General features: G+C 73.9%; 19 protein-coding genes. 12 read left to right on the top strand and 7 right to left on the bottom strand.

The genetic code is table 11. The features are described 5' to 3' along the window. Positions 1 to 2: 2 nt before the first annotated feature. The 3 genes from ABT160_RS13315 (at position 3) to ABT160_RS13325 (ending at position 4,644) form a co-directional block, all read left to right on the top strand. The gene (locus ABT160_RS13315; RefSeq protein ID WP_351647054.1) at positions 3 to 1,145 is read left to right on the top strand and encodes an acyl-CoA dehydrogenase family protein; all 1,143 of its coding nucleotides are present in this window, start codon (positions 3 to 5) and stop codon (positions 1,143 to 1,145) included. 71 nt (positions 1,146 to 1,216) lie between these two features. Further along, complete coding sequence (locus ABT160_RS13320) at positions 1,217 to 2,431, top strand: acetyl-CoA C-acetyltransferase (RefSeq protein ID WP_351646990.1); 1,215 nt, start codon at positions 1,217 to 1,219, stop codon at positions 2,429 to 2,431. A gap of 38 nt (positions 2,432 to 2,469) precedes the next feature. Beyond that, positions 2,470 to 4,644, top strand: coding sequence for a 3-hydroxyacyl-CoA dehydrogenase NAD-binding domain-containing protein (locus ABT160_RS13325; protein WP_351646992.1), 2,175 nt, complete (start codon positions 2,470 to 2,472; stop codon positions 4,642 to 4,644). Positions 4,645 to 4,662: 18 nt separating this feature from the next. Here the strand turns inward: ABT160_RS13325 and ABT160_RS13330 are convergent, their stop codons facing one another. Both ABT160_RS13330 and sph read right to left on the bottom strand, forming a co-directional pair. Continuing rightward, positions 4,663 to 5,397: a MerR family transcriptional regulator gene (locus tag ABT160_RS13330; protein WP_351646993.1), complete on the bottom strand. Its 735-nt coding sequence runs from the start codon at positions 5,395 to 5,397 to the stop codon at positions 4,663 to 4,665. Positions 5,398 to 5,577: 180 nt separating this feature from the next. Beyond that, positions 5,578 to 6,561 (bottom strand): sphingomyelin phosphodiesterase, encoded by a 984-nt coding sequence (sph, locus tag ABT160_RS13335; protein ID WP_351646995.1) that lies wholly within the window; start codon positions 6,559 to 6,561, stop codon positions 5,578 to 5,580. Positions 6,562 to 6,807: 246 nt separating this feature from the next. Between sph and ABT160_RS13340 the strand changes: the two genes are divergently transcribed. Then, positions 6,808 to 7,704 carry an oxygenase MpaB family protein gene (locus ABT160_RS13340; protein WP_351646996.1) on the top strand — a complete coding sequence of 299 codons (897 nt, stop codon included), beginning with the start codon at positions 6,808 to 6,810 and terminating at the stop codon, positions 7,702 to 7,704. A gap of 26 nt (positions 7,705 to 7,730) precedes the next feature. On the opposite strand, the gene ABT160_RS13345 is transcribed toward ABT160_RS13340, so the two are convergent. Together ABT160_RS13345 and ABT160_RS13350 are read right to left on the bottom strand one after the other, a co-directional pair. Continuing rightward, on the bottom strand, positions 7,731 to 8,771 hold the full coding sequence (locus ABT160_RS13345) for a LacI family DNA-binding transcriptional regulator (RefSeq protein WP_351646997.1): 1,041 nt from the start codon (positions 8,769 to 8,771) through the stop codon (positions 7,731 to 7,733). Positions 8,772 to 8,921: 150 nt separating this feature from the next. After that, positions 8,922 to 10,472, bottom strand: a complete 1,551-nt coding sequence (locus ABT160_RS13350; protein ID WP_351646999.1) for a M1 family metallopeptidase — start codon at positions 10,470 to 10,472, stop codon at positions 8,922 to 8,924. 246 nt (positions 10,473 to 10,718) lie between these two features. On the opposite strand from ABT160_RS13350, the gene ABT160_RS13355 reads away from it, so the two are divergent. The 3 genes from ABT160_RS13355 (at position 10,719) to ABT160_RS13365 (ending at position 14,459) form a co-directional block, all read left to right on the top strand. Then, entirely contained in the window at positions 10,719 to 12,719 is a 2,001-nt protein-coding gene (locus ABT160_RS13355; RefSeq protein WP_351647000.1) for a Xaa-Pro dipeptidyl-peptidase, read from the top strand. Next, positions 12,716 to 13,999 carry a M14 family metallopeptidase gene (locus tag ABT160_RS13360; protein ID WP_351647002.1) on the top strand — a complete coding sequence of 428 codons (1,284 nt, stop codon included), beginning with the start codon at positions 12,716 to 12,718 and terminating at the stop codon, positions 13,997 to 13,999. Before ABT160_RS13355 ends, ABT160_RS13360 begins: the two co-directional genes overlap by 4 nt. Positions 14,000 to 14,156: 157 nt before the next feature. Continuing rightward, a complete protein-coding gene (locus tag ABT160_RS13365; protein ID WP_351647003.1) occupies positions 14,157 to 14,459 on the top strand; it encodes a hypothetical protein in 303 nt (100 codons plus the stop codon). Between the two features lie 77 nt (positions 14,460 to 14,536). Here the strand turns inward: ABT160_RS13365 and ABT160_RS13370 are convergent, their stop codons facing one another. Then, positions 14,537 to 15,493 (bottom strand): FAD-dependent oxidoreductase, encoded by a 957-nt coding sequence (locus ABT160_RS13370; RefSeq protein ID WP_351647005.1) that lies wholly within the window; start codon positions 15,491 to 15,493, stop codon positions 14,537 to 14,539. Between the two features lie 64 nt (positions 15,494 to 15,557). On the opposite strand from ABT160_RS13370, the gene ABT160_RS13375 reads away from it, so the two are divergent. From ABT160_RS13375 to ABT160_RS13395, 5 genes are all read left to right on the top strand, one after another. Beyond that, the gene (locus tag ABT160_RS13375) at positions 15,558 to 16,583 is read left to right on the top strand and encodes an oxidoreductase (protein WP_351647006.1); all 1,026 of its coding nucleotides are present in this window, start codon (positions 15,558 to 15,560) and stop codon (positions 16,581 to 16,583) included. Between the two features lie 52 nt (positions 16,584 to 16,635). After that, positions 16,636 to 16,893, top strand: coding sequence for a hypothetical protein (locus ABT160_RS13380; protein WP_351647008.1), 258 nt, complete (start codon positions 16,636 to 16,638; stop codon positions 16,891 to 16,893). 64 nt (positions 16,894 to 16,957) lie between these two features. Then, positions 16,958 to 18,595 carry an ABC-F family ATP-binding cassette domain-containing protein gene (locus tag ABT160_RS13385; protein WP_351647009.1) on the top strand — a complete coding sequence of 546 codons (1,638 nt, stop codon included), beginning with the start codon at positions 16,958 to 16,960 and terminating at the stop codon, positions 18,593 to 18,595. 87 nt (positions 18,596 to 18,682) lie between these two features. After that, complete coding sequence (locus tag ABT160_RS13390; RefSeq protein ID WP_351647010.1) at positions 18,683 to 19,813, top strand: PAS domain-containing sensor histidine kinase; 1,131 nt, start codon at positions 18,683 to 18,685, stop codon at positions 19,811 to 19,813. Then, on the top strand, positions 19,810 to 20,502 hold the full coding sequence (locus tag ABT160_RS13395; protein ID WP_351647012.1) for a response regulator transcription factor: 693 nt from the start codon (positions 19,810 to 19,812) through the stop codon (positions 20,500 to 20,502). Before ABT160_RS13390 ends, ABT160_RS13395 begins: the two co-directional genes overlap by 4 nt. Positions 20,503 to 20,523: 21 nt before the next feature. Here the strand turns inward: ABT160_RS13395 and ABT160_RS13400 are convergent, their stop codons facing one another. Beyond that, complete coding sequence (locus ABT160_RS13400) at positions 20,524 to 22,929, bottom strand: Tex family protein (protein ID WP_351647013.1); 2,406 nt, start codon at positions 22,927 to 22,929, stop codon at positions 20,524 to 20,526. A gap of 111 nt (positions 22,930 to 23,040) precedes the next feature. After that, entirely contained in the window at positions 23,041 to 23,943 is a 903-nt protein-coding gene (locus ABT160_RS13405) for an SCO6745 family protein (protein WP_351647014.1), read from the bottom strand. Positions 23,944 to 24,013: the final 70 nt, after the last annotated feature.

Consider the following 24,013-nt stretch of genomic DNA (forward strand, 5'->3'; position numbering starts at 1 on the left):
GTATGAAACGGCGCCTCTACGGCCCCGAGCACGAGGCATTCCGCGAGACGGTCCGCACCTTCCTCACCAAGGAGGTGCTGCCGCACTACGAGAGCTGGGAGAAGGACGGCGTCGTCGCGCGCGAGGCGTGGCTGGCCGCGGGCAAGCAGGGCCTGCTCGGCCTCGCCGTGCCCGAGGAGTACGGGGGAGGGGGCGAGCCCGACTTCCGCTACTCCGCCGTCCTGGCCGAGGAGTTCACCCGCGCGGGCACGCCCGGCCTCGCGCTGGGCCTGCACAACGACATCATCGGCCCCTACCTGACCTCGCTGGCCACCGAGGAGCAGAAGAGGCGCTGGCTGCCCGGCTTCTGCGACGGCTCGCTGATCACCGCCATCGCCATGACCGAGCCGGGCGCGGGCTCCGACCTGCAGGGCATCAGGACCCACGCCGAGGACCACGGCGACCACTGGGTGCTCAACGGCTCCAAGACGTTCATCTCCAACGGCATCCTCGCCGACCTGGTGGTCGTGGTCGCCAAGACCACCCCGGAGGGCGGGGCGCACGGGCTGTCGCTGCTGGTCGTCGAGCGCGGCATGGAGGGCTTCGAGCGCGGCCGCAACCTCGACAAGATCGGCCAGAAGGCGCAGGACACCGCGGAGCTGTTCTTCCACGACGTCCGGGTGCCCAAGGAGAACCTGCTCGGCGAGCTCGACGGCGCCTTCGTGCACCTGATGACCAACCTGGCGCAGGAGCGCATGGGCATCGCCGTGGCCGGCATCGCCGCCGCCGAGCACCTCCTGGAGGTCACCATGGCGTACGTGAAGGAGCGCGAGGCCTTCGGGCGCCCGCTGGCCAGGCTCCAGCACGTCCGGTTCGAAGTGGCCGAGATGGCCACCGAGTGCGCCGTCACCCGTACGTTCCTCGACCGCTGCGTCGAGGACCACGCGAACGGGGAGCTCGACGCGGTGCACGCCTCGATGGCCAAGTGGTGGGCCACCGAACTGCAGAAGCGCGTCGCCGACCGCTGCCTGCAGCTGCACGGCGGCTACGGCTACATGAGCGAGTACCGGGTCGCGCGGGCGTTCACCGACGGCCGGATCCAGACCATCTACGGCGGCACGACCGAGATCATGAAGGAGATCATCGGCCGTTCCCTGCTCGGCTGAAGCGCCCGCCCGGGCCACCCTCCCCGTCCGCCACCCCCGACCTCCCCAGGCTCCTCGCGAAAGGCTTCCCAGTGAGCACCGAAGCGTACGTGTACGACGCGATCCGCACCCCGCGCGGGCGCGGCAAGGCCAACGGCGCGCTGCACGGCACCAAGCCGATCGACCTCGTCGTCGGCCTCATCCACGAGCTGCGCGACCGCTTCCCCGGCCTCGACCCGGCCGCGATCGACGACATCGTGCTCGGCGTCGTCGGCCCCGTCGGCGACCAGGGCTCCGACATCGCGCGCATCGCGGCGATCGCCGCGGGCCTGCCCGACTCCGTGGCGGGCGTCCAGGAGAACCGCTTCTGCGCCTCCGGCCTCGAAGCGGTCAACCTGGCCGCCGCCAAGGTCCGCTCCGGCTGGGAGGACCTGGTGTTCGCGGGCGGCGTGGAGTCCATGTCGCGCGTCCCGATGGCCTCCGACGGCGGCGCCTGGTTCGCCGACCCGATGACCAACTGGGACACCGACTTCGCCCCGCAGGGCATCGGCGCCGACCTGATCGCCACCATCGAAGGCTTCACCCGCCGCGACGTCGACGAGTACGCGGAGCTCTCCCAGGAGCGCGCGGCGGCGGCCTGGAAGGACGAGCGGTTCGCGCGCTCGGTCGTCCCCGTCAAGGACCGCAACGGGCTCGTCGTCCTCGACCGCGACGAGCACCTGCGGCCCGGCACCACCGCCGACTCCCTCGCCTCCCTCAAGCCGTCCTTCGCCGCGATCGGCGACATGGGCGGCTTCGACGCGGTCGCGCTGCAGAAGTACCACTGGGTGGAGAAGATCGACCACGTCCACCACGCGGGCAACTCCTCCGGCATCGTCGACGGCGCCGCCCTGGTCGCCATCGGCTCCCAGGAGGTCGGCGAGCGCTACGGCCTCACCCCGCGCGCGCGGATCGTCTCCGCGGCCGTCTCCGGCTCCGAGCCGCTGATCATGCTCACCGGGCCCGCGCCCGCCAGCCGCAAGGCACTGGCCAAGGCCGGCCTGACGATCGACGACATCGACCTGGTGGAGATCAACGAGGCGTTCGCCTCGGTCGTGCTGCGCTTCGTCAAGGACATGGGCCTGTCCTTGGACAAGGTCAACGTCAACGGCGGCGCCATCGCGCTCGGCCACCCGCTGGGCGCCACCGGCGCGATGATCCTCGGCACGCTCGTCGACGAACTGGAGCGCCAGGACAAGCGGTACGGCCTGGCCACGCTGTGCGTCGGCGGCGGCATGGGCATCGCCACCGTCGTCGAGCGCCTCTGACCTCCCGTCCTGTTCACCCCCCTTACGGAGCCATCCAGATGAGCACTGAAGCCACCACCATTCGCTGGGAACAGGACGACACCGGGATCGTCACCCTCGTCCTGGACGACCCCAACCAGTCGGCCAACACCATGAACCAGGCCTTCAAGGACTCCATCGCGGCGATCGCCGACCGCGCCGAGGCCGAGAAGGACTCCATCCGCGGCATCGTCTTCACCTCCGCCAAGAAGACCTTCTTCGCGGGCGGCGACCTCAAGGACATGATCAGGATCGGCCCGGAGAACGCGCGCCTGGCGTTCGAGACGGGCCTGGGCATCAAGCGCGCGCTGCGCCGCATCGAGACCCTCGGCAAGCCGGTCGTCGCCGCGATCAACGGCGCGGCGCTGGGCGGCGGTTACGAGATCGCCCTCGCCTGCCACCACCGCGTCGCGCTGGACGCCCCCGGCTCCAAGATCGGCCTGCCCGAGGTCACCCTCGGCCTGCTGCCCGCGGGCGGCGGCGTCACCCGCACCGTACGCCTGATGGGCATCGCCGACGCGCTCCTGAAGGTGCTGCTCCAGGGCACCCAGTACACGCCCGCGCGCGCGGTGGAGAACGGCCTGGTGCACGAGCTGGCCGCGACGCCCGAGGAGATGCTGGACAAGGCCCGCGCGTTCATCGACGCCCACCCCGAGTCCCAGCAGCCCTGGGACGTCAAGGGCTACCGGATCCCGGGCGGCACCCCCGCCAGCCCCAAGTTCGCCGCGAACCTGCCGGCCTTCCCGGCCAACCTCAAGAAGCAGCTGGCCGGCGCCCCCTACCCGGCGCCGCGCAACATCCTGGCCGCCGCCGTCGAGGGCTCCCAGGTCGACTTCGAGACCGCCCAGGTCATCGAGGCCCGCTACTTCACCGAGCTGGTCACGGGCCAGATCGCGAAGAACATGATCCAGGCGTTCTTCTTCGACCTCCAGGCGGTCAACTCCGGGGCCAGCCGCCCCAAGGGCGTCGAGCCGCGCAAGGCCACCCGGGTCGCGGTGCTCGGCGCCGGGATGATGGGCGCGGGCATCGCCTACTCCTGCGCCCGGGCCGGGATCGACGTCGTCCTGAAGGACGTGTCCGCCGAGGCGGCCGCCAAGGGCAAGGCGTACTCCGAGAAGCTGTGCGCCAAGGCCGTCTCCCGGGGGCGCACCACCCAGGCGAAGGCCGACGCGCTGCTCGCCCGGATCACGCCCACCGCCGAGGCGGCCGACCTCGCCGGGTGCGACGCGGTGATCGAGGCGGTGTTCGAGGACCCGGCGCTCAAGCACAAGGTGTTCCAGGAGATCCAGGACGTCGTCGACGCGGACGCGCTGCTCTGCTCCAACACCTCCACCCTGCCGATCACCCTGCTCTCCGAGGGGGTCTCCCGCCCCGCCGACTTCATCGGCCTGCACTTCTTCTCGCCGGTCGACAAGATGCCGCTGGTGGAGATCATCAAGGGCGAGCGCACCGGTGAGGAGGCGCTGGCCCGCGCCTTCGACCTGGTGCGCCAGATCAACAAGACCCCGATCGTGGTCAACGACTCGCGCGGCTTCTTCACCTCGCGGGTGATCGGCCAGTTCATCAACGAGGGCGTGGCGCTGGTCGGCGAGGGCGTCGAGCCCGCGTCCGTGGAGCAGGCGGCGGCCCAGGCGGGCTACCCGGCGAAGGTGCTGTCCCTGATGGACGAGCTGACGCTGACCCTGCCGCGCAAGATCCGCAACGAGTCCAAGCGGGCGATCGAGGAGGCGGGCGGCACCTGGCCCACCCACCCCGCGGAGGCGGTCATCGACCGTCTGGTCGACGAGTTCGGGCGCACCGGGCGCAGCGGCGGGGCGGGGTTCTACGACTACGACGAGGACGGCAAGCGCGCGGGCCTGTGGCCGGGGCTGCGCGAGCACTTCACGCGCGAGGACGCGGCGGTGCCGTTCGAGGACATGAAGGAGCGGATGCTCTTCTCCGAGGCGCTGGACACCGTGCGCTGCCTGGAGGAGGGCGTGCTCACCTCGGTCGCCGACGCCAACATCGGCTCCATCATGGGGATCGGCTTCCCGGCGTGGACCGGGGGAGTGATCCAGTACATCAACGGGTACGAGGGCGGGCTCGCCGGCTTCACGGCCCGCGCGCGCGAGCTGGCCGAGCGCTACGGCGACCGCTTCCAGCCGCCCGCGCTGCTGGTGGAGAAGGCCGGGCGCGGCGAGGTGTTCGCGGACTGACGTCCGGTGCGGGCCGCCCTACCGCTCCTCCTGGCGGAAGGCGGCCCGCAGCTCCTCCTTCAGCGACCGCTGGAACGCGGTGACCAGGGCCTGCACCACCAGCGGCTGCATGTGGGCCGAGAGCGACTTCATCGCGGCCACGTGCTCGGGGTCGGCCTCCCGCTCGCGGTAGGGGCTCCACACCTCGTCGCGGAAGAGCCGGGTCAGCTCCTGCGCGGCCGAGCGGGTGTGCTCCAGCAGCACGCCGCGGGCGGCCAGGATCGTCTCGTGCGCTATCGGCACGTCCAGGAGCTGCACCCCGAGCCGCAGCAGCCCCGGGTCGACCCGGAAGGTGTCCGTGCCCTCGGCGCGCTCCAGGACGCCGATCGCGGCCAGCCGCTCCAGGTCCTCGTCCCCGAGGGGCCGCCCGGCCCGCCGCTCCAGCTCCGCCTGGCTGGCGTCCTCGGCCGTGTCCGGCGCCCAGGTCGCCACCAGGGCCCGGTGGATGGCCAGGTCGTGGGCGCTGAGGTCCTCGGGCAGCTGCTCCAGGTAGCGCTCGATCGCGGCCAGGGTCATGCCCTGGTGCTGCAGCTCCTCGATCAGGGCGAGCCGTGAGAGGTGCGCGGAGCCGTACTGCCCGACCCGGCGCGGCCCGATCACCGGCGGCGGAAGCAGCCCCCGGGTGCTGTAGAAACGAATGGTGCGCACGGTGACCCCCGCACGCGCCGCCAGCTCGTCCACGGTGAGCGTCGGCTCCTCGGTCCCCGTCGTCATCGCTCCGCCCCTCGTTCCACGCTGCGATCCGGTTCAACAGTATTGCTGGCACACCACTTGTGTGAAAGTCCCGGGGCGTTGTCAGTGGTGGACCGCCGTCGCACGGGGCGCGCGTGACGGTGTACGAGCACGCCTGAGGGGCGCCCGCCGGGGGGCGGGCGCCCCTGGGGGAGCGGGGTGCTACTGGCCGATCAGCGGGTAGTGGTCGGACAGGTTGGTGTACGTGTACTGCTTGCCCCAGCTGGAGACCGTCCAGGGTGCGCTCTGCTCCTTGACGACCTCGTTGTTCCAGCCCGAGGGGCGGGCGTTGCCCGCGCGGTAGAGCACGTAGTCCAGGTCCTCGCGCGGGTCGCTCGGGTAGCGGTCCAGCGCGATGGAGTTCTCCTTGGTGTCGAAGGAGTACGGGTGCCCGGTGCGCGAGTCCGCGCCGGCCAGGTCCGCGTCCGCGAGCATCGAGGCGTACTCCGGCGAGCGCGAGTCGACGTTCATGTCACCCGTGACGATGACCTGCTCGCCCGCCGGGATGTTCTTGGCGTCCAGGAAGGAGTCGATGGCCCTGAACTGGCGGCTGCGCATCTGCGCCGCCTCGCCCGCGCCGCAGCCCGGGTCGGTGGACTGCGCGTGCGTGCCCACCACGTGCACCTTGCTGCCGTTCACGTTCAGCACCGCGTACACGAAGCCCTTGTTGGACCACCAGTCGGCGCCGCAGGCGTCCTTGTAGACGTACTGCTCCTTGCGGACGACCGGCCACTTGCTGAGCAGCGTCACCCCGCCGTCCTCGGGCGTGGTCGCCGAGTAGGACCCGCCGGTGGCGTCCCACCCGTCCTTGCTCCGCCCCACCACCGGGGTCTGGTACGGGTACTGCGCCGCCGCGTTGCGCTTCAGCGCGTCGGAGGCCGAGTTGTCGAACGCCTCCTGCAGGACGACGACGTCCTTGCCCTGGAAGAAGGACGCCTTCGGGATCTCGGCGGCGCGGTGGTCCTGGCCCCAGTTCGGGTACAGGTTCTTGCTCATCAGGAAGGTGTTGTACGTGAGCACCTTCAGCCGGGGCGCGGCGGCCGCGGCGTCGGCCGAGGCCGAGGAGGCGGTGCCGGCCAGCGTGACGGCGGCGAGGGCGGCGGACAGGGCTGCACCGGAGAGGCTGCGGAGGGCGGAGTGCGGCACGAAATCTCCTGGTTCGGATGGGGGTTGGAGCGGCGCCGGGCACATCAAATCAGCCTGAGTTACCTTCCGGTAGCCATCGGGTGCAGGGAATCTTGCCGGGTGCGCACGAGCGCCCCAACTCTGCCGCGCCCGCGCCTTCCGCACCCGTCACCCCACCCCCGTGCCACTGCCCTCCCGCGACCCCGCATACTGGGACATCACCGGAATCCGGCCCCTTCCGCACCAGCCGTCCCAGGGAGCGCGCGCATGACCACCGCCTCGTGGCGTCCCCGGACCGCCCGCACCACCGCCCGCGGCGCCTCCGAGCCGCTGCCGCCCCCGCCCGGCGGCGTGCTCTGGTCGCTCACCGGGGACGTCCGCGGCCTGCTCATGCTCCCCGCCGCCCTCACCCTCCAGGTCGCCCACCCCGCCGTCGGCGCCGGCGTCGACGAGCACTCCGTCTTCCGCACCGACCCCTGGGGCCGCGGCGAGCGCTCCCTGCGCTCGCTCCAGCTGTGGGTGTACGGCGGCGAGGACGCGCTCGCCGAAGGGCGCAGGCTGCGCGAGCTGCACAAGTCCATCCGGGGCACCGACACCCGGGGCCGCCGCTACCACGCGCTCACCCCCGCCCACTACGCCTGGGTCCACGCCACCGGCTTCCCGGTCTTCCAGCACGCCGCCCGCTACCTCTTCCGCCCCCTCACGCCCGCGCAGGAGCGCCGGATGTACGAGGAGTGGCTCCGGGTCGGCCGGGTGCTCGGCATCCACGACCGGGACATGCCCGCGAGCATCGAGGAGTTCTGGCCGTACTTCCGCCGGGTGCTCGCCGAGGACGTCGAGGCCACCGCCGTGGTCCGCGAACTGCTCGCCACCGACCAGCACGTCCCGGCGCCCGACCGCGGCCCGCTCCCGGTGCGGCTGCTGCTGAGGGCCCTGTGGCCGCTGCTGCTCCCGCCGCTGGCCCGCTTCCGGTCCTTCGTCACCGTCGGCCTGATGCCGCCCGGGGCCCGCGAGGCGATCGGGCTGCCCTGGAGCGCGGACCAGGAGCGGCGGCTGCGCCGGCTGTCCCGGGTCGTGCGCCTCGTGGTCCCCGTGCTCCCCGAGCGGCTGCGCTACCTGCCGCTGGCCCGCCGCGCCCGGGCCCGCCACCGCGCGGGCGGCTGAGCGCGGCCGGCTGAGCACGCCCGGGCTCACGCCGAGCCGCGCCGCACCAGCTCCGTCGGGGTGATCACGGACGTGGGCGTCGTGGTGCGCGGACCCGGCTCGTCCAGCGTCCGCATCAGCAGCCGCACCATCAACCGGCCCATGCCCTCGATGTCCTGACGGACCGTCGTCAGCGGCGGGTCGGTCGCCGGGGCCACCTGTGCCATGTCGTCGAAGCCGACCAGCGCCACGTCCTCGGGCACCCGCAGCCCCCGCTCGCGCAACACCCGCAGGGCGCCGGAGGCCATCAGGTCGTTGGCCGCGAACACCGCGTCGAGCTCCTCGGAGCGCTCCAGCAGCTCGGCCATCGCCCGCGCGCCGCTCTCCTCGGTGAAGTCGCCCTGCGCGACGAGCCCGGGGCCCGCCTCCAGGAGCACGTCGTGGTAGCCGTCGAGGCGGTCCTGGGCGGCGGTCTGGTCGGGCGGGCCCGCGATGTGCGCGATGGTGCGGCGCCCCAGCGAGAGCAGGTGGCGCACGGCGACGCGGGCGCCGCCGCGGTTGTCGGCGTCCACGTAGGGCACGGCCAGTTCGGCGGTGGCGCCGGGCCAGCCGGGGCGCCCGCCGAAGACGGTGGGGACCTCGACGCGGCGCACGATGTCCGGCAGTTCGTCGTTGTCGTGCAGCGAGAAGGCCAGGGCGCCGTCCACGTGCCCGCCGCCCAGGTAGCGGGCGATGCGCTGGTGGTCCCCGGAGTCCTCGACCCACAGCAGCACCAACTGGAGGTCGTTGGCCGCCAGTTCGCGGCTGATCCCGCGCACCTGCTGCTCGAAGAACGGGTCGGAGAAGATCCGGAACTCGGGCTCGGCGATGATCACGGCCACCGCGCCGTTGCGCCGGGTGACCAGGGTGCGGGCCGCGTGGTTGGGTATGTAGCCCAGCTCCTCGACGGCCCGCTGCACCTTCTCCACGAGCGGCTGGCGGACCCCCGCGCCCCCGTTGACGACGCGCGATGCGGTGGCCCGCGAGACCCCGGCGCGGGCGGCGACGGCTTCCAGGGTGGGCCGGGACCCGGCGGAGGGTACGGGCACGTCAGGCTCCTCGTTTCGTACGTGTTCCCCGAGGGTAGACCGGGAGGCGATCTTTCGAGAGCGCTTTCGGGCCGGACCACCCGTTCCCGGGGCACGCGGCGGTGCCGCCGCCCCGGCGGGGGACGGCGGCACCGGTCGGGCGCGCGGGGCTCAGTGGCCGTGCGGACGCCCGGTCTCGTGCACCGAGTTGGTCGCGGCGATCTGCTTCCACGACTTCGGCTGGACCGGCTTCGCGGCCTTGCCCGCAGCCTCGCCGGAGGCGGCACCCGGCGCGGCGGCGAGCGACGTCACGCGGGACTTCGCGGCGGCCGCGGCGGACGGCTTCACCGGCTGGTAGAGCCAGGTGTCGAAGAGCGCGGCCAGCGGCTTCTTCGAGACCTTCTCGGCGTACTTCACGAAGTCGCCGACGGTCGCGTTGCCGTACGCGTGCTCCTGCGGCCAGCCCTTGAGGATCTTGAAGAAGGACTTCTCGCCCACCGTGTTGCGCAGCGCCTGCACGGCCAGCGCGCCCCGGTCGTACACGGCGATGTCGAACTGGTCGTCCGGGCCCGGGTCGCCGGGCTTGACCGTCCAGAACGCGTCATCGGCCGGGTGGGTGTCGTACACGTAGTCGGCGAGCTCCTGCGCGGTGCCCTCGCCCTCCTTCTCCGACCACAGCCACTGGCTGTAGCGGGCGAAGCCCTCGTTGATCCAGATGTCCTTCCAGCCGTCCACGGAGACGCTGTCGCCGTACCACTGGTGCGCCAGCTCGTGCACCACCACGGAGACGTTCGCGCCGTTGCGGAACTGGCCGGGGCCGTAGAACGGACGGGTCTGGGTCTCCAGCGCGAACCCGGCCGTCACGTTGGGCACGTAACCGCCGAGCGCGTCGAACGGGTAGGGGCCGTAGACCGACTCCAGCCACTCGGCGACCTCGGTGGTGCGCTCCACGCTGGCCCGCGCCGAACCGGCGTTGGCGCCCAGGTCCTTGCTGTACGCGTTGACCACCGGGAGCCCGTTGGCGGTGGTGTCGGTGGTGATGTCGAACTTGCCGACCGCGAGCGTGGCCAGGTACGTGGCCTGGGGCTTGCCGGAGCGCCAGTTGTAGCGGGTCCAGCCGAGCTTGGAGGTCTGCGAGGCGAGCACGCCGTTGGAGACGGCCTGGGTGCCGTCCGGCACCGACACCGAGACGTCGAACGTGGCCTTGTCCAGCGGGTGGTCGTTGGACGGGAACCACCACACGGCCGAGTCCGGCTCCTGCGCCGCGACGCCGCCGTCGGGGGTGCGGTGCCAGGCGGTCCAGCCGCCGATCTTCAGCTCGGAGGGCTTGCCCGCGTACTTCACCACCACCGAGACCGCCTTGCCCGCGGCGAGCGGCGCGGCCGGGGTGACCTCCAGCTCGTGGTCGCCGGACTTCGCGAACTTCGCCGGCTTGCCGTTGACGCGGATCTCGCTGACGGCGAGCCCGAAGTCCAGGTTGAAGCGCGACAGGTTCTGCCTGGTGGTGGCGATCAGCGTCGCCGTGCCCTCCAGCAGGTCCGTCTTCGGCTGGTACTTGAGCCGCAGGTCGTAGTGGGAAACGTCGTATCCGCCGTTGCCGCTGGCCGGGTAGTAGGGGTCGCCGATGCCCGGGGCGCCCGGCGTGTAGTCGGCTGCCGATGCCGGGATCGCCAGCAGCAGGGAGGCCGCGAGTGCGCTCGGGACGATCAGTCTGCGGTGCACGGATGCTCCAAGTCGTAGCGGTCGAAGGGGCGTCGAACGGCACCACCCGGTCGGGTGGGACCGTTCGACAAGATCTCCTGCGACCCTATTCAGCCCTCCGCCCCCCGGTCATGTCCATGGCCCCCGTCGTCACACGATCGCCATTCGGTCGCCATGAACCCCGACGGGCCCGAAGGTCCTTCCGTGACCCACGGGTTGACCTACTGCCCCCTTCTGCGCGGCAGTTGACCGCTGTAGCGTCCGGGCATGCCGATACCGATGCGGAGAACCCGCCCCTCGTGGAAGACCCTGGTGGCGGCGGTCACCACCGTCCTGCTGGCCGTGCTGGTCCCGCCCGCCGCCGCGGCCGGGACGGCGGGCGCCGCGCGCACCGGGGAGTCCCGGCCCGTCTACTCGTACGAGAACGCGGTCCGCGAGTCCGTCTGGGTGGACACCGGGCTCGACGGGGACGGCGACGGGCGCACCGACCGGGTCGCCGCGGACGTCGTCCGGCCGCGCGAGGCCGCCCAGCAGGGCCGCCGGGTGCCCGTCATCATGGACGCCAGCCCCTACTACTCGTGCTGCGGGCGCGGCAACGAGAGCCAGCTCAAGACGTACGACGCCGACGGCCGCGTGGTCCAGATGCCGCTGTTCTACGACAACTACTTCGTGCCGCGCGGCTACGCCTTCGTCGGCGTGGACCTGGCCGGAACCAATCGCTCGGACGGCTGCGACGACGTCGGCGGGCGCTCCGACGTCCAGTCCGCCAAGGCCGTGGTCGACTGGCTGAACGGCCGGGCCCGCGGCTACACCACCCGCACCGGCGGCACGCGCGCCACGGCCGGCTGGACCACCGGGAACGTCGGCATGATCGGCAAGAGCTGGGACGGCACCATCGCCAACGGCGTGGCCGCCACCGGCGTCAAGGGCCTGAAGACGATCGTCCCGATCAGCGCGATCTCCTCCTGGTACGACTACTTCCACCAGCAGGGCGCCCCGCTGTACGACTCCAACCCCAGCTGGCTCTCCGACTACGTGGACAGCCCCGACGCCCAGGCCCGGTGCGCCGCCGTCCAGGCGCGCATCACCGCGGGCACGCCCTACAGCGGCGACTGGACGCCCACCTGGACCGAGCGCGACTACGTGAAGGACGCGGGCAAGGTCCGCGCCAGCGTCTTCGTGGTCCACGGCCAGCAGGACCTCAACGTGCGCGCCAACCACTTCGGGCAGTGGTGGGACGCGCTCGCCGCACACGGCGTGAAGCGCAAGATCTGGCTCTCCACCACCGGCCACGTGGACCCGTTCGACTACCGCCGCGACGCCTGGGTGCGCACCCTGCACCGCTGGTTCGACCACGAACTCCTCGGCTACGACAACGGCGTGGACCGCGAGCCGACGGCCGACGTCGAGCGCGCCCCGGGCACCTGGACCACCGACCGCGCCTGGCCCGCGCGCGGCGCCGACGCCACCACCGTGCGCCCCGCCACCGGCGCCGTCCCCGGCGTCGGCACCCTCGGCCTGGAGCCGGCCCGCCCCGGCAGCACCGAGACCTTCACCGACACCCCGTCGCTCGGCGAGCTGGACTGGGCCGCCCAGGTGGACGCCGCCACCCCCGCGAAGGCCGGGTTCACCACCGGCACCCTCGGCCGCGACCTGCGCCTGTCCGGCTCCTCCACGGTGACCGTCAGTGCCACCCCGACCACCTCCACCGCGCACCTGTCGGCCGTCCTGGTCGACCTGGGACCGGCGTCCATCCGTGACTACGGGGCGGCGGGCGAGGGCATCACCACGCTCACCGACCGCAGCTGCTGGGGCGCGAGCACGGCCGGGGACAGCGCCTGCTTCCTGAACACGGCGGCCGACGTGAAGGACGTCGACTTCACCGTCGTCAGCCGCGGCTGGGCGGACCTGGGCACCTGGGCCGACCCGGGCAGGCAGCGCCCGCTCACCCCGGGGAAGAAGTACGCCATGACCATCAAGCTCGCCCCCACCGACCACGTGGTCCCGGCCGGGCACCGGCTCGCCCTGATCGTCGCGGGCACCGACAAGGACCTGATCGACCCGCCGTCCACCACCCCGACGATCACCCTCGACCTGGCCCGCACCTCGGCGAGGCTGCCCGTGGTCGGCGGCGCCCGGGCGTTCGCCCTGGCCACCCGGGGCGGCCACCCGCAGACCGGGCCCGCGCTCACCGCGCGCACCCCCGCACGCGGCGTCACCGCGCCCGACCTGAGCGGCGCCCGCGTGCCGGGGGAGGCCCGCCGATGAGGAGCCGCACCCGCGCGGGCGTGCTCGCCCTGTGCGCCGCCGCGCTCGCCCTGCCCCTGGCGGGCAGCGCCCAGGCGGCCCGCCCGTCCACGGCGCCGCGCACCGGCTTCGAGCTGAGCCACGGGGCGCGCTGGACGAGCCAGCCCGAGGAGCAGGCGTTCCTCGCGGCCGTGGACCGGGACAGCGGGCGCGCCTCGCTGCGCGAGATCGGCCGCACCGCACAGGGCCGCCCGCTGCAACTGGTCCGCATCGGCGCCGAACGCGCCGCCACCCGGGTGCTGCTGATCTGCAGTCAGCACGGCGACGAGCCCTCGGGCCGCGAGGCGTGCCTGAGCACGGTCCGCGACCTGGCGTTCGCCACCGACGGGCCCACCCGGGCCTTCCTGTCCCGTACGACCGTGCTCGTGGTGCCCACCGCCAACCCCGACGGGCGCGCCGCCGACACCCGGGGCAACTCCGACGGCGTCGACGTCAACCGCGACCACGTCACGCTGGCCACCGCCGAGGGCCGCGCCATGGCCGCCGTGCTGCGGGACCAGCGGCCCGACGTCGTCTACGACCTGCACGAGTACGGGGCCACGCCCGGGTTCTACGACAAGGACCTGCTGGCGCTGTGGCCGCGCAACCTGAACACGGACCGCCGGGTGCACGCCGAGGGCCGCGCCCTGTCCGAGGAGCACGTCCGCCCGTCCGCCGAGGAGGCCGGGTACACCACGGGCATCTACGGGATCTGGACGGACCCGGTCACCGGCGAGCCGGTCAAGCAGGTCGCGGGCGACGGCCAGGAGCGCATCCTGCGCAACACCGCGGGCGTCAAGGGCGCGGTGGGCCTGCTCGTGGAGACCCGCGTCGACCCGAAGACCGACGCGGAGAAGGCCGACCCGGCCCTCAACAACCGCCGCCGGGTGGGCAGTCAGCTCACCGGACTGCACGCGCTGTGGGGGTACGTCGACGAGCGGCGCGGCGGCATCGGGGCGGCCACCATGGCCGCCCGGCTCGCGGGCCTGCGCGACCGAGGCCCGGTCTACCTGGGCGGCGCCGACAACGACCCGGCCGAGCCCGCCGAGGTCCTCGCCGACCCGCCGTGCGGATACCGCCTCGACGCGGCGCAGTTCGGGCAGGTGAAGGACGAACTGGCGCTGCACGGAGTGGTGTCCGTGCCGTCGCGGGACGGCGCGTTCGTCCCGCTGCGCCAGCCGCTGCGGGCCCTGGTGCCGCTGTTGCTCGACGGGCGCGCGGCCTACCACCTGGTGGCGGGGCAGCCGGTCGACCGCTGCTGAGGTTCGTGGACGACCGGTGAAGGCGGGGTTGCGGAACGCGAACACGCGTTCCGCAACCCCGTCCCTCGTTCGCGCACCAGGACGAGTAGGGTGACCGGCGAGTACGTCCCCCCCACACAACGGGTCCCCACGGCCCGGGATTTGGAGTTGCGAACACATGCGTCGACGCATCACCGCCGCACTGGCCACCACCGTCCTGGCCGGCGGCCTCCTGGCCGCCGCCGTCCCCGCGCAGGCCGCGCCCGTCACCACGGACGCCGTCGCGCGGGGGCCGATCACCTGCAAGCCCTCCGAACTGCGCCAGCAGGCCGCCCAGCTGGACCGCAAGGCCGACAAGGAGGCCCAGCTCGGCAACCGCACCGAGGCGGCCCGGCTGCACGAGCTCGCCGACGCCTACCGGGCCAAGGCCAAGGCCTGCGAGGACGCCGACAACGGCGCGGGCTCGCCCTTCCCGGGCTGACCGGACGCCCGCCCGGCGACCGGACGCCCGCCCGGCGACCTGACGGGCCGCCGGGCGGCCCGGGCGACGCCCTGCCGTCAGCCCTCCACCAGCTCCGCCACCCGCCCGGCGCACCCCCACGCCACCGTCACGCCCGCGCCGCCGTGCCCGTAGTTGTGCACCAACAGGCCGCCCCCGTCCGGCCGTTCCGCCTCCAGGCGCACCCCGCCCCGCCGCACGGGCCGCAGCCCCACCCGGTGGCCCAGCACCTTGGCCGACGCGATCTCCGGACGGATCCGCGCGCACCGCGCCACGATCTCCCGCGCCGTCACCGGGTCGGGCTCCAGGCTCCGCGCACCCTCCTGGGCCGTCCCGCCGAGCACCAGCCGCCCCGGCTGCGGGAAGAAGTACGCCGAGTCCTCCCGCTCGTCGTCGGCCGCCGCGAACCACTCCTCGACGCCCGGGTTCTCCACCAGCACCAACTGCCCCCGCACCGGCCGCAGCCGGTCGTCCCCGGCCAGCTCCGCCGCGCCCAGCCCCGCGCAGTCCACCACCACCCGCGCCCCGGCGGCGGCCCGCCCGAAACCGTCCACCGACCGCACCTCAAGGCTCCCGCCGGCCGCCTCCAGGGCGCCGCGCAGCCACGCCAGGTGCACCGGCATGTCGATCAGGGGCAGCCGCGCCGCGACCCCGCGCCCGTACGGACCGGGGACGGCCGCGCCCGACAGCTCCCGCATCCCCGGCACCTCGTGGACCCAGTCGCCCAGGCCGTCCAGGCCGGTGTCCGCGTACACCCCGTCCACCAGCCGCACCCCCGTCGCCCCGGGGTCCGCGGCCAGCTCCTCGTACCGGCGCAGCGAACGCACCGCCCACCGCGTGACCAGGTCCGCCGGCTCGATCCGGTACGGCCACCACAGCGCGCCCGCCACCGCCGAGGTCGTCGCGCCCGGCTCCTCCCGCGTCCACACGCGCACCCGGTGCCCGCGCCCGGCCAGCTCCACGGCGGTCGTCAGACCGATCACCCCGCCGCCCACCACGATCACGTCGTCCGTCATGCCGGGACCCTACGCGCGGGCGCACACCCGGGGTGAGGGGCCCGGGCGCGGGAATACTCACCGCATGTCTGCCGAGTACGCGACGTTCGCGCTCGCCCCGGCCGTACGGCCCGGCGGCATCTTCGCCGGGGGCGGGCTGCAGGTGCACCGGGACTTCCTGGACTTCGTGGTCGACGGCCGGCCGCTGCTGCTCACGCTCAGCGACCTGGACGCGGTCTCGCCGCTGGCCGCCGACGTACCACCGGCGATCTTCACCCAGCACGTGCGCAAGCTGCTCCTGAAGGAGCCCGCGCCGCTGGAGGGCGGGCGGTACGTGCTGTACGGCTGCCCCGAGTGCGGCGACCTGGGCTGCGGCGCGGTCACCGCCGTCATCGAACGGGACGGCGAGGACGTGGTCTGGCGCGACTTCGCCTGGCAGACCGGCCGCACGGTCGACCTGCCGCGCAACGGCTACCCCGGGATGGGGCCGTTCCGCTTCCGCGGCGGCGAGTACCGGGCCGCCCTGCACGAACTCCTGGGCGCCCCCGGCCGCGAACCCGGCCGCCGCCGGGTGCTCCTGGTCGGCGCGCGCACCGCGGAGCTCGCCAGGCCCGCCGCCGCCCTGCGCACCACCGGCGTCGGCGCGGACGTCGCCGCCGACGTGGACGGCCTGGGCCGCGAGGAGCTGCGGCGCTACGACGCGGTCGTCTTCGGGCCCGGCACCGGCGCCCGCGAGCGCGCCGCCGTGCGCGCCGCCCTCACCGCCGCCGGGGCCCGCGCCGCGTACGTCGACGGGCCGGTGCGGGTGCTCCCCGTGCTGCTCGCCCAGGTCGAGCACGCGCTCGCCCGGGACACCGCCCGGCAGCGGCGGCTGACCGCGCTCGCGGCCCGCGGCGGGGCCGCCGAGCTGGACGTCGCCGTGGACTGCCGGGTGCGCCTGGTCGCGTACCGCGTGGGCGCCTTCTCCCGGGTGCGGACCACCGAACTGCTCGACGCCGAGCTGCCACCCGGCCGTCACCGGATACCCCTGGACGCCGGGGCGGTGCGGGGGAGATCCTTCGTCGTGGCACGCGCCACCGGGAGCGTGCTGGTCGCACCCGTCGTGCGCTGACCGTCCGCGCGCCCGGCGCGGCGGACGGGGAGATTCCGGGGGATACGTCACCGTGCTGCTCGTCCTCACCCTGGTCCTGGCCACCCTCCTGCTCGGCGCGGGCCTGCTCACCCTGCGCACCGGCGAGATCGTGGTGCCCTGGCTGCGCCGCCGCGTGCGCAACCCGCGCGTCTGGGCGCTGGGCGCCCTGGTCACGGCCGCGGCGCTGGTCCTCCTGCGCTTCGTGCCGTTCCCGCTGGGCTTCCTGTTCCTGTTCGCCGGGATCGCGCTCTCCGCCGCCGCCCAGTTCGACCTCGGCCGCCGGCCCTGACCCTGCCGCCCTGCCGGGTGCGCCAGCGGGGGGCGTCCCGGCACGGCGATAGGATCGCCCCCTCATGACTGCCACACTCGTCGTCAAAGACCTCTCCGCCGGACACGGCGACCGCGTCCTGTTCTCCGGACTCGACCTCGTCGTCGCCCCCGGTGACGTCATCGGCCTCGTCGGCGTCAACGGCGCCGGCAAGTCCACGCTGCTGCGCCTGCTCGCCGGGCTCGACACCGCCGAGGGCGGCGAGCTGAGGCTCTCCCCGCCCACCGCGAACGTCGGCCACCTCCCGCAGGAGCCCGAGCGCCGCGACGGCGAGACCGTGCGCGCCTTCCTGGCCCGCCGCACCGGCGTGGCCGCCGCCCAGGCCGCCATGGACGAGGCCACCCAGGGCCTGGTCGACGGGGCGCCCGGCGCCGACGACGCGTACGCCCTCTCCCTGGAGCGCTGGCTCGACCTCGGCGGCGCCGACCTCGACGAGCGCGCCGAGGAGGTCGCCGCGGGCCTCGGCCTCACCATCGGCCTCGACCAGCCGATGACCGCGCTCTCCGGCGGCCAGGCCGCCCGCGCGGGCCTCGCCTCGCTGCTGCTCTCGCGCTACGACGTCTTCCTGCTCGACGAGCCCACCAACGACCTCGACCTGGACGGCCTGGAGCGCCTGGAGGACTTCGTCACCGGGCTGCGCGCCGGGACCGTCGTCGTCAGCCACGACCGCGAGTTCCTCACCCGCACCGTCACCAAGGTCCTCGAACTCGACCTGGCCCAGCAGCAGATCACCCTGTACGGCGGCGGGTACGCGGCCTACCTGGAGGAGCGCGAGACCGCCCGCAGGCACGCCCGCGAGGACTACGAGGAGTACGCCGACAAGAAGTCCGCCCTGGAGGGGCGCGCCCACATGCAGCGCTCCTGGATGGACAAGGGCGTCAGGAACGCCCGCCGCAAGGGCTCCGACAACGACAAGATCAGCCGCAAGACGCGCAGCGAGTCCAGCGAGAAGCAGGCCGCCAAGGCCCGCCAGACCCAGCGCATGATCGAGCGGCTCGACGTCGTCGACGAGCCCCGCAAGGAGTGGGAGCTGCGCATGGAGATCGCCGCCGCGCCGCGCTCCGGCTCGGTCGTGGCGACCCTGCGCGAGGCCCGGGTGACCCGCGGGGACTTCGACTTCGGGCCGGTCTCCCTCCAGGTGGACTGGGCCGACCGGATCGCCATCACCGGTGCCAACGGCGCGGGCAAGTCCACCCTCCTGGCCGCCCTCCTCGGCCGCCTCCCGCTGGACTCCGGACACGCCTCCCTGGGCTCCGGCGTCGTCGTCGGAGAGGTCGACCAGGCGCGCCTGCTCTTCCACGGCACCGAGTCGCTGCTCGACGCCTTCTGCGCGGCGGTGCCCGACACCGAGCCCGCCGAGGTGCGCACCCTGCTCGCCAAGTTCGGGCTCAAGGCCGAGCACGTGCTGCGCCCCGCCACCACGCTCTCGCCCGGCGAGCGCACCCGGGCCGCCCTCGCCCTGCTCCAGGGCCGCGGGGTGAACCTGCTGGTCCTGGACGAGCCGACCAACCACCTGGACCTGCCCGCCATCGAGCAGCTGGAGCAGGCCCTGGAGTCGTACACCGGCACCCTCCTGCTGGTCACCCACGACCGCCGGATGCTCGACGCGGTCCGCACCACCCGTCGCGTCGACGTCGCGGACGGCAAGGTCACCGAGGACTGACGGCGGGCCCGGGCCGGGCCGGGCGGGGCTGCGCAGGACGGAGCAGCCGCGGCGGCGCGCGCGGCCCGGCGGCCGTACGGTCGGAGGGTGAAGACGACGCGCGCCCGCCTCCAGGCCGTCCTGGAGGCCCTGCCCCGGGGGGCGATCATCCAGGGCGGTGACGACCACGTGGTGGCCGTCAACCAGAAGTTCGTCGACATGTTCGGCCTGGCCGGCCGGGTCGACGTCAGGCCCGGCGCCGCGCTCGCCCCGGTGGTGGACGCGGTCGTCGCCACCTTCGAGCAGGCGCCCTCCTGGATCGTGCAGACCACCTCCGAGATCGCCGGCCGCAAGATGCACCGCGCCACCGAGATCCCGCTGACCGACGGGCGCGTCATCCGCCGCGACGTGGAGCCGCTGTACGGCCCCGACGGCGAGGTCCTCGGCTCCCTGTGGACCGCCGAGGACATCACCGAGCACAAGCGCCGCGAGGCCGACCTGCGGCGCGACAACGAGACGCTCGCCGAGCTGGCCCGCCAGCGCAACACCTTCCTCGCCACCGCCTCGCACAACCTGCGCACCCCGCTGACCTCGATCCTCAGCTTCTGCGAGATCCTCTCCGACCCGGTCTCCGGACCCCTCTCCGACGACCAGCGCGGCTACCTGGACGCCATCCGGCGCAACGCCGTCCGCATGGAGGGCGTCCTCACCACCCTGATGGCCGCCACCCGGGCGCGCGCGGTCCAGCTCAGCCTGGAGTTCGGCGAGGTCGACGTGGCCCGCATGGTCCGCAACGCCGTCCTGGACCAGATGGGCACCACCTCGGCGGCGGGCGTGTTCGTCAGCATCGAACTGCACCCCGGGCCCGCGCTGCGCGGCGACGAGCACCGCCTGGAGCACGTGCTCGCCAACCTCGTGGAGAACGCCGCCAAGTACACCCCGGCGGGCGGCCGCATCGACGTGCGCGCCACCTGCGACGGCCACGAGTGGCGCGTCGACGTCGCCGACACCGGCATCGGGGTGCCCGCGCAGTACCACGAGGACATCTTCGACGACTTCTTCCGCGCCCCCAACGCCGAGAGCGGCGGCTTCCCGGGCACCGGCCTCGGCCTGACCCTCACCCGGGACGTGGTGCGCCGCCACGGCGGCGAGCTGTCCGTCGCCGACCACCCCGGCGGCGGCGCCGTCTTCACCCTGGTGCTGCCCGTCGCCGGGCCCGGGCCGGAGCACGCGCCGTGACCCGCGTCCTGGTCGTCGAGGACGACGAGGACGTGGCGCTGGCGCTGCGGGTGCTGCTGACCCGCGCCGGGTACGAGGTGGTGCGCGCCGCCGACGGGCGCGACGCGCTGCGCCGGCTCTTCGCCGACGAGCCGGACCTGATGATCCTGGACATCGGGCTGCCCGTGCTCGACGGCTGGCAGGTCCTGGAGCGCACCCGGGACATGACCGACCTGCCGGTGCTGCTGCTCACCGCGCGCGGCGCCGAGAGCGACCGGGTGCGCGGGCTGCGCGCCGGGGCCGACGACTACCTCCCCAAGCCGTTCGGCACCGAGGAACTGCTCGCCCGCGTCGAGGCACTGCTGCGCCGGGCCGCCCCCGCCCGCTGGACGGGCACCGCGCTCGACGAGTCGCTGCGCCTGGTGCCGGAGCGGCGCTCGGCGGTGTGGCGGGGCGAGGAGGTGCGCCTCAGCGACATCGAGTACCGCCTGCTCCAGACGCTGGTGCGCAACCGGGGACGGGTCGTCTCCACCGGCCAGCTCCTGGACCAGGTCTGGGACGACCCGCAGGGGATCGGCCCGGACCGGGTGAAGTTCGCGGTGCTCCGGGTCCGCCGCAAGCTCCAGCAGTCGGCCCCCGCCACGGCCCCGGACCCGATCGAGGCGGTCCGGGGCCTGGGGTACCGCTACCGCGGGGACCAGGAGGAGTGAGGGCCGGGGGCGTCCCCCGCCTCAGCGCTTCTTGCCGTCCTTGCCCAGCAGTCCCGCCTTGCGCAGCGCGTCCGCCATCGCGCTGTTCGCCGGGGCCGCCGCCGGGGCCTGCCGCTGGCCACCCCCGCCGCCCTGGCGCTGGCCGCCGGTGCCGCCACCGCGCCGGTCGCCTCCACGGGCAGCGCCTCCGCCGCCCTGGCGCTGCTGCGGCGGGCGGCCGCCGCGGTCGCGGCGGGGCCTGCTGTCGTCGGCGGAGGCGTTCGCCTCGTCGTCCAGGCGCAGCGTCAGCGAGATCCGCTTGCGCGGGATGTCCACCTCCAGGACCTTCACCTTCACCACGTCACCCGGCTTCACCACGTCGCGCGGGTCCTTGACGAAGGTGCGGGACATCGCCGAGACGTGCACCAGGCCGTCCTGGTGGACGCCGACGTCCACGAACGCGCCGAACGCGGCGACGTTGGTGACGACGCCCTCCAGGACCATCCCGGACCCCAGGTCGCCGATCTTCTCGACGCCCTCCTTGAAGGTGGCCGTCTTGAAGGCGGGCCGCGGGTCACGCCCCGGCTTCTCCAGCTCGCGCAGGATGTCGGTGACGGTCGGCAGGCCGAACGTCTCGTCCACGTACTCCTCGGGCCGCACCGAGCGCAGCACGCCGGTGTTGCCGATCAGCGAGGCCACCTCGCGGCCCGCCGCGATCTTCCGGACGACGGGGTACGCCTCCGGGTGCACCGAGGAGGCGTCCAGCGGGTCGTCCCCGCCGCGGATGCGCAGGAAGCCCGCGCACTGCTCGTACGCCTTCGGACCGAGGCGGGCCACGTCCTTGAGCGCCCTGCGGGAGCGGAAGGGGCCGTTGGCGTCGCGGTGCGCCACGATGTTCTCCGCCAGGCCCGAGCTGATGCCCGACACCCGCGAGAGCAGCGGCGCGGAGGCCGTGTTGACGTCCACGCCGACGCCGTTCACACAGTCCTCGACCACCGCGTCCAGGGAGCGCGAGAGCTTCACCTCGGACAGGTCGTGCTGGTACTGGCCCACGCCGATCGACTTCGGGTCGATCTTCACCAGCTCGGCCAGCGGGTCCTGCAGGCGCCGGGCGATCGAGACCGCGCCGCGCAGCGACACGTCGAGCCCCGGCAGCTCCTGCGAGGCGAACGCCGAGGCGGAGTACACGGAGGCGCCGGCCTCCGAGACCATCACCTTGGTCAGCGTCAGCTCCGGGTTGGCGGCGATCAGGTCGGTGGCGAGCTTGTCCGTCTCGCGCGACGCGGTGCCGTTGCCGATGGCGACCAGCTCGACCCGGTGCTCCTTCGCCAGCCGCGCCAGCTTGGCCAGCGCCTCGTCCCAGCGGTTGGCCGGCACGTGCGGGTAGATCGTGTCGGTGGCCACCACCTTGCCCGTCGCGTCGACCACGGCGACCTTCACGCCCGTACGGAAGCCGGGGTCCAGGCCCAGGGTCGCGCGGGTGCCCGCCGGGGCGGCCAGCAGCAGGTCGCGCAGGTTCGCCGCGAAGACCCGCACCGCCTCGTCCTCGGCCGCCGTGCGCAGCCGGGTGCGCAGGTCGATGCCGAGGTGGGACAGGACCCGGGTGCGCCAGGCCCAGCGGACCGTGTCCTTGAGCCACTTGTCGCCGGGACGGCCGCGGTCGGCGATGCCGAACCGGTGCGCGATGATCCCCTCGTACGTGGAGACCCCGCTCTCGGTGGGCTCCTCCGGCTCCAGGTCCAGCTCCAGGACGTCCTCCTTCTCGCCCCGGAGCATCGCCAGCACCCGGTGCGAGGGGAGCTGGTCGAAGCCCTCGGAGAAGTCGAAGTAGTCCGCGAACTTGGCGCCCTCGGTCTCCTTGCCGTCCTTCACCTTCGAGCCCAGGCGCCCGCGCGTCCACATCCGCTCGCGCAGCTCGCCGATCAGGTCGGCGTCCTCGGAGAACCGCTCGGTGAGGATGGCGCGGGCGCCCTCCAGGGCGGCGCCCGGGTCCGCGACGCCCTTGTCGGCGTCGACGAACGCCAGGGCGGCGGCCTCCGGGGCCACCGAGGGGTCGCCCAGCAGCCCCTCGGCGAGCGGCTGGAGACCGGCCTCGCGGGCGATCTGCGCCTTGGTGCGGCGCTTGGGCTTGAAGGGGAGGTAGACGTCCTCCAGGCGGGCCTTGGTCTCGGCGCCGACGATCGCCGCCTCCACCTCGGGGGTCAGCCTGCCCTGCTCCCGTATGGATTCGAGGACCGCGGCGCGCCGCTCCTCCAGCTCCCGCAGATAGCGCAGCCGCTCCTCCAGCGTGCGCAGCTGCGCGTCGTCGAGCATCTCGGTCGCTTCCTTGCGGTAGCGCGCGATGAACGGCACGGTGGAACCGCCGTCGAGCAGCTCGACCGCCGCCCTGACCTGACGCTCGCGTACGCCGAGTTCCCCGGCGATCCTGGCTTCGATGGACGTGGTCACGTGGTCCGACTCGCCTTCTCCCGCGCAATGCTTGCCCTGGCATTCTGCCAGGGCGGCCGTGCGCCCCACGGGGTGCGGCCGGACCGGCCGCACCCGCCTTCCGCGCGTGCCCTACTTGCCGATCAGGTCCGCCGGGAACGCCCCGGCCTTCGCCGCCCGCACCACGAAGCCGCGGGCCAGCTCGGTCAGGCGCGCCACGCCCTCGGCGCCCAGGTGCTCGTACGGGCCGCGGTCGATGCGGTCCGTGTGGGCCTCCAGGTCCGCGCGCAGCGCCACGCCCGCCGCGGTGAGCTCGGTGGAGTCCGCCTCCACCAGGCCGCGCGCCCGCAGCCGCGCCACGGCCGCCTCCCAGTCGGAGCGCCCCCAGCCCCGGGTGGCGAGCACCCAGCGCGGGGCCATGCCCTTGCCGGTCGCGGTGTGCGTGACCAGCGCCTCCAGCGGGTCCAGCTCCGCGCTCAGCAGCGCCGCCAGGTGCCCGTCGCCCCGGTGCTCGCGCAGCAGCGTGGCGGCGTGCCAGTACGCGAGGTGCGGCTGGTCGGGGAGCGGCTGGTCGGCGTGCGCGGAGTACAGCGGCCGGGCGTGTCGCGAGCAGCCCCCGGTCGCCCGCACCGCGAGCTCCGCCGCCTCGGCCATCTCCGCCGACTCGACCACCTCGGTGCCCAGCAGCCTCCGCAACAGGGCGTCCGCCGCCCGCAGCCGCGCGTCCACCACCGCCTGCGGGGACGCCACCTCCCAGACGGCCGGGACGTGCCGGGCCACCAGCTCGGGGTTGTAGTTGTAGAAGGCGGCCGCCACGGTGCCCGCGCCGACCGCCCCCATCGCCGCCGCGCGGCCCGCGAAGTTCTGCGCGGGCCCGGCGGCTATTCCCAGGGCGGCCAGTTCCCCGGCCAGCTCGGGGGAGAAGTAGATGGCCGCGTGCAGCGTGTTCAGCTGGTTCTGGCAGTGCCGCCCGGCCCGCTCGGGCAGGGCGCCCGGCGTGCCGGGGGAGTCCGTGGCAGCAGTCGAAGTCGTCATGCACAGCACGCTACCGACTGGTCAGTACGGAGGGAACCACCGGCCCCGTCCCGTGCGCGCGTGGCAGGAA

Origin of the sequence: Streptomyces sp. NPDC001941, assembly GCF_040296945.1 — a bacterium.
GTDB lineage: Bacteria > Actinomycetota > Actinomycetes > Streptomycetales > Streptomycetaceae > Streptomyces.

Coding starts and splice junctions, on each gene's coding strand:
- ABT160_RS13315 (WP_351647054.1), top strand. CDS start 3: ATGAAACGGCGCCTCTACGGCCCCGAGCACGAGGCATTCCGCGAGACG.
- ABT160_RS13325 (WP_351646992.1), top strand. CDS start 2,470: ATGAGCACTGAAGCCACCACCATTCGCTGGGAACAGGACGACACCGGG.
- ABT160_RS13330 (WP_351646993.1), bottom strand. CDS start 5,397: ATGACGACGGGGACCGAGGAGCCGACGCTCACCGTGGACGAGCTGGCG.
- ABT160_RS13340 (WP_351646996.1), top strand. CDS start 6,808: ATGACCACCGCCTCGTGGCGTCCCCGGACCGCCCGCACCACCGCCCGC.
- ABT160_RS13355 (WP_351647000.1), top strand. CDS start 10,719: ATGCCGATACCGATGCGGAGAACCCGCCCCTCGTGGAAGACCCTGGTG.
- ABT160_RS13360 (WP_351647002.1), top strand. CDS start 12,716: ATGAGGAGCCGCACCCGCGCGGGCGTGCTCGCCCTGTGCGCCGCCGCG.
- ABT160_RS13365 (WP_351647003.1), top strand. CDS start 14,157: ATGCGTCGACGCATCACCGCCGCACTGGCCACCACCGTCCTGGCCGGC.
- ABT160_RS13370 (WP_351647005.1), bottom strand. CDS start 15,493: ATGACGGACGACGTGATCGTGGTGGGCGGCGGGGTGATCGGTCTGACG.
- ABT160_RS13375 (WP_351647006.1), top strand. CDS start 15,558: ATGTCTGCCGAGTACGCGACGTTCGCGCTCGCCCCGGCCGTACGGCCC.
- ABT160_RS13385 (WP_351647009.1), top strand. CDS start 16,958: ATGACTGCCACACTCGTCGTCAAAGACCTCTCCGCCGGACACGGCGAC.
- ABT160_RS13405 (WP_351647014.1), bottom strand. CDS start 23,943: ATGACGACTTCGACTGCTGCCACGGACTCCCCCGGCACGCCGGGCGCC.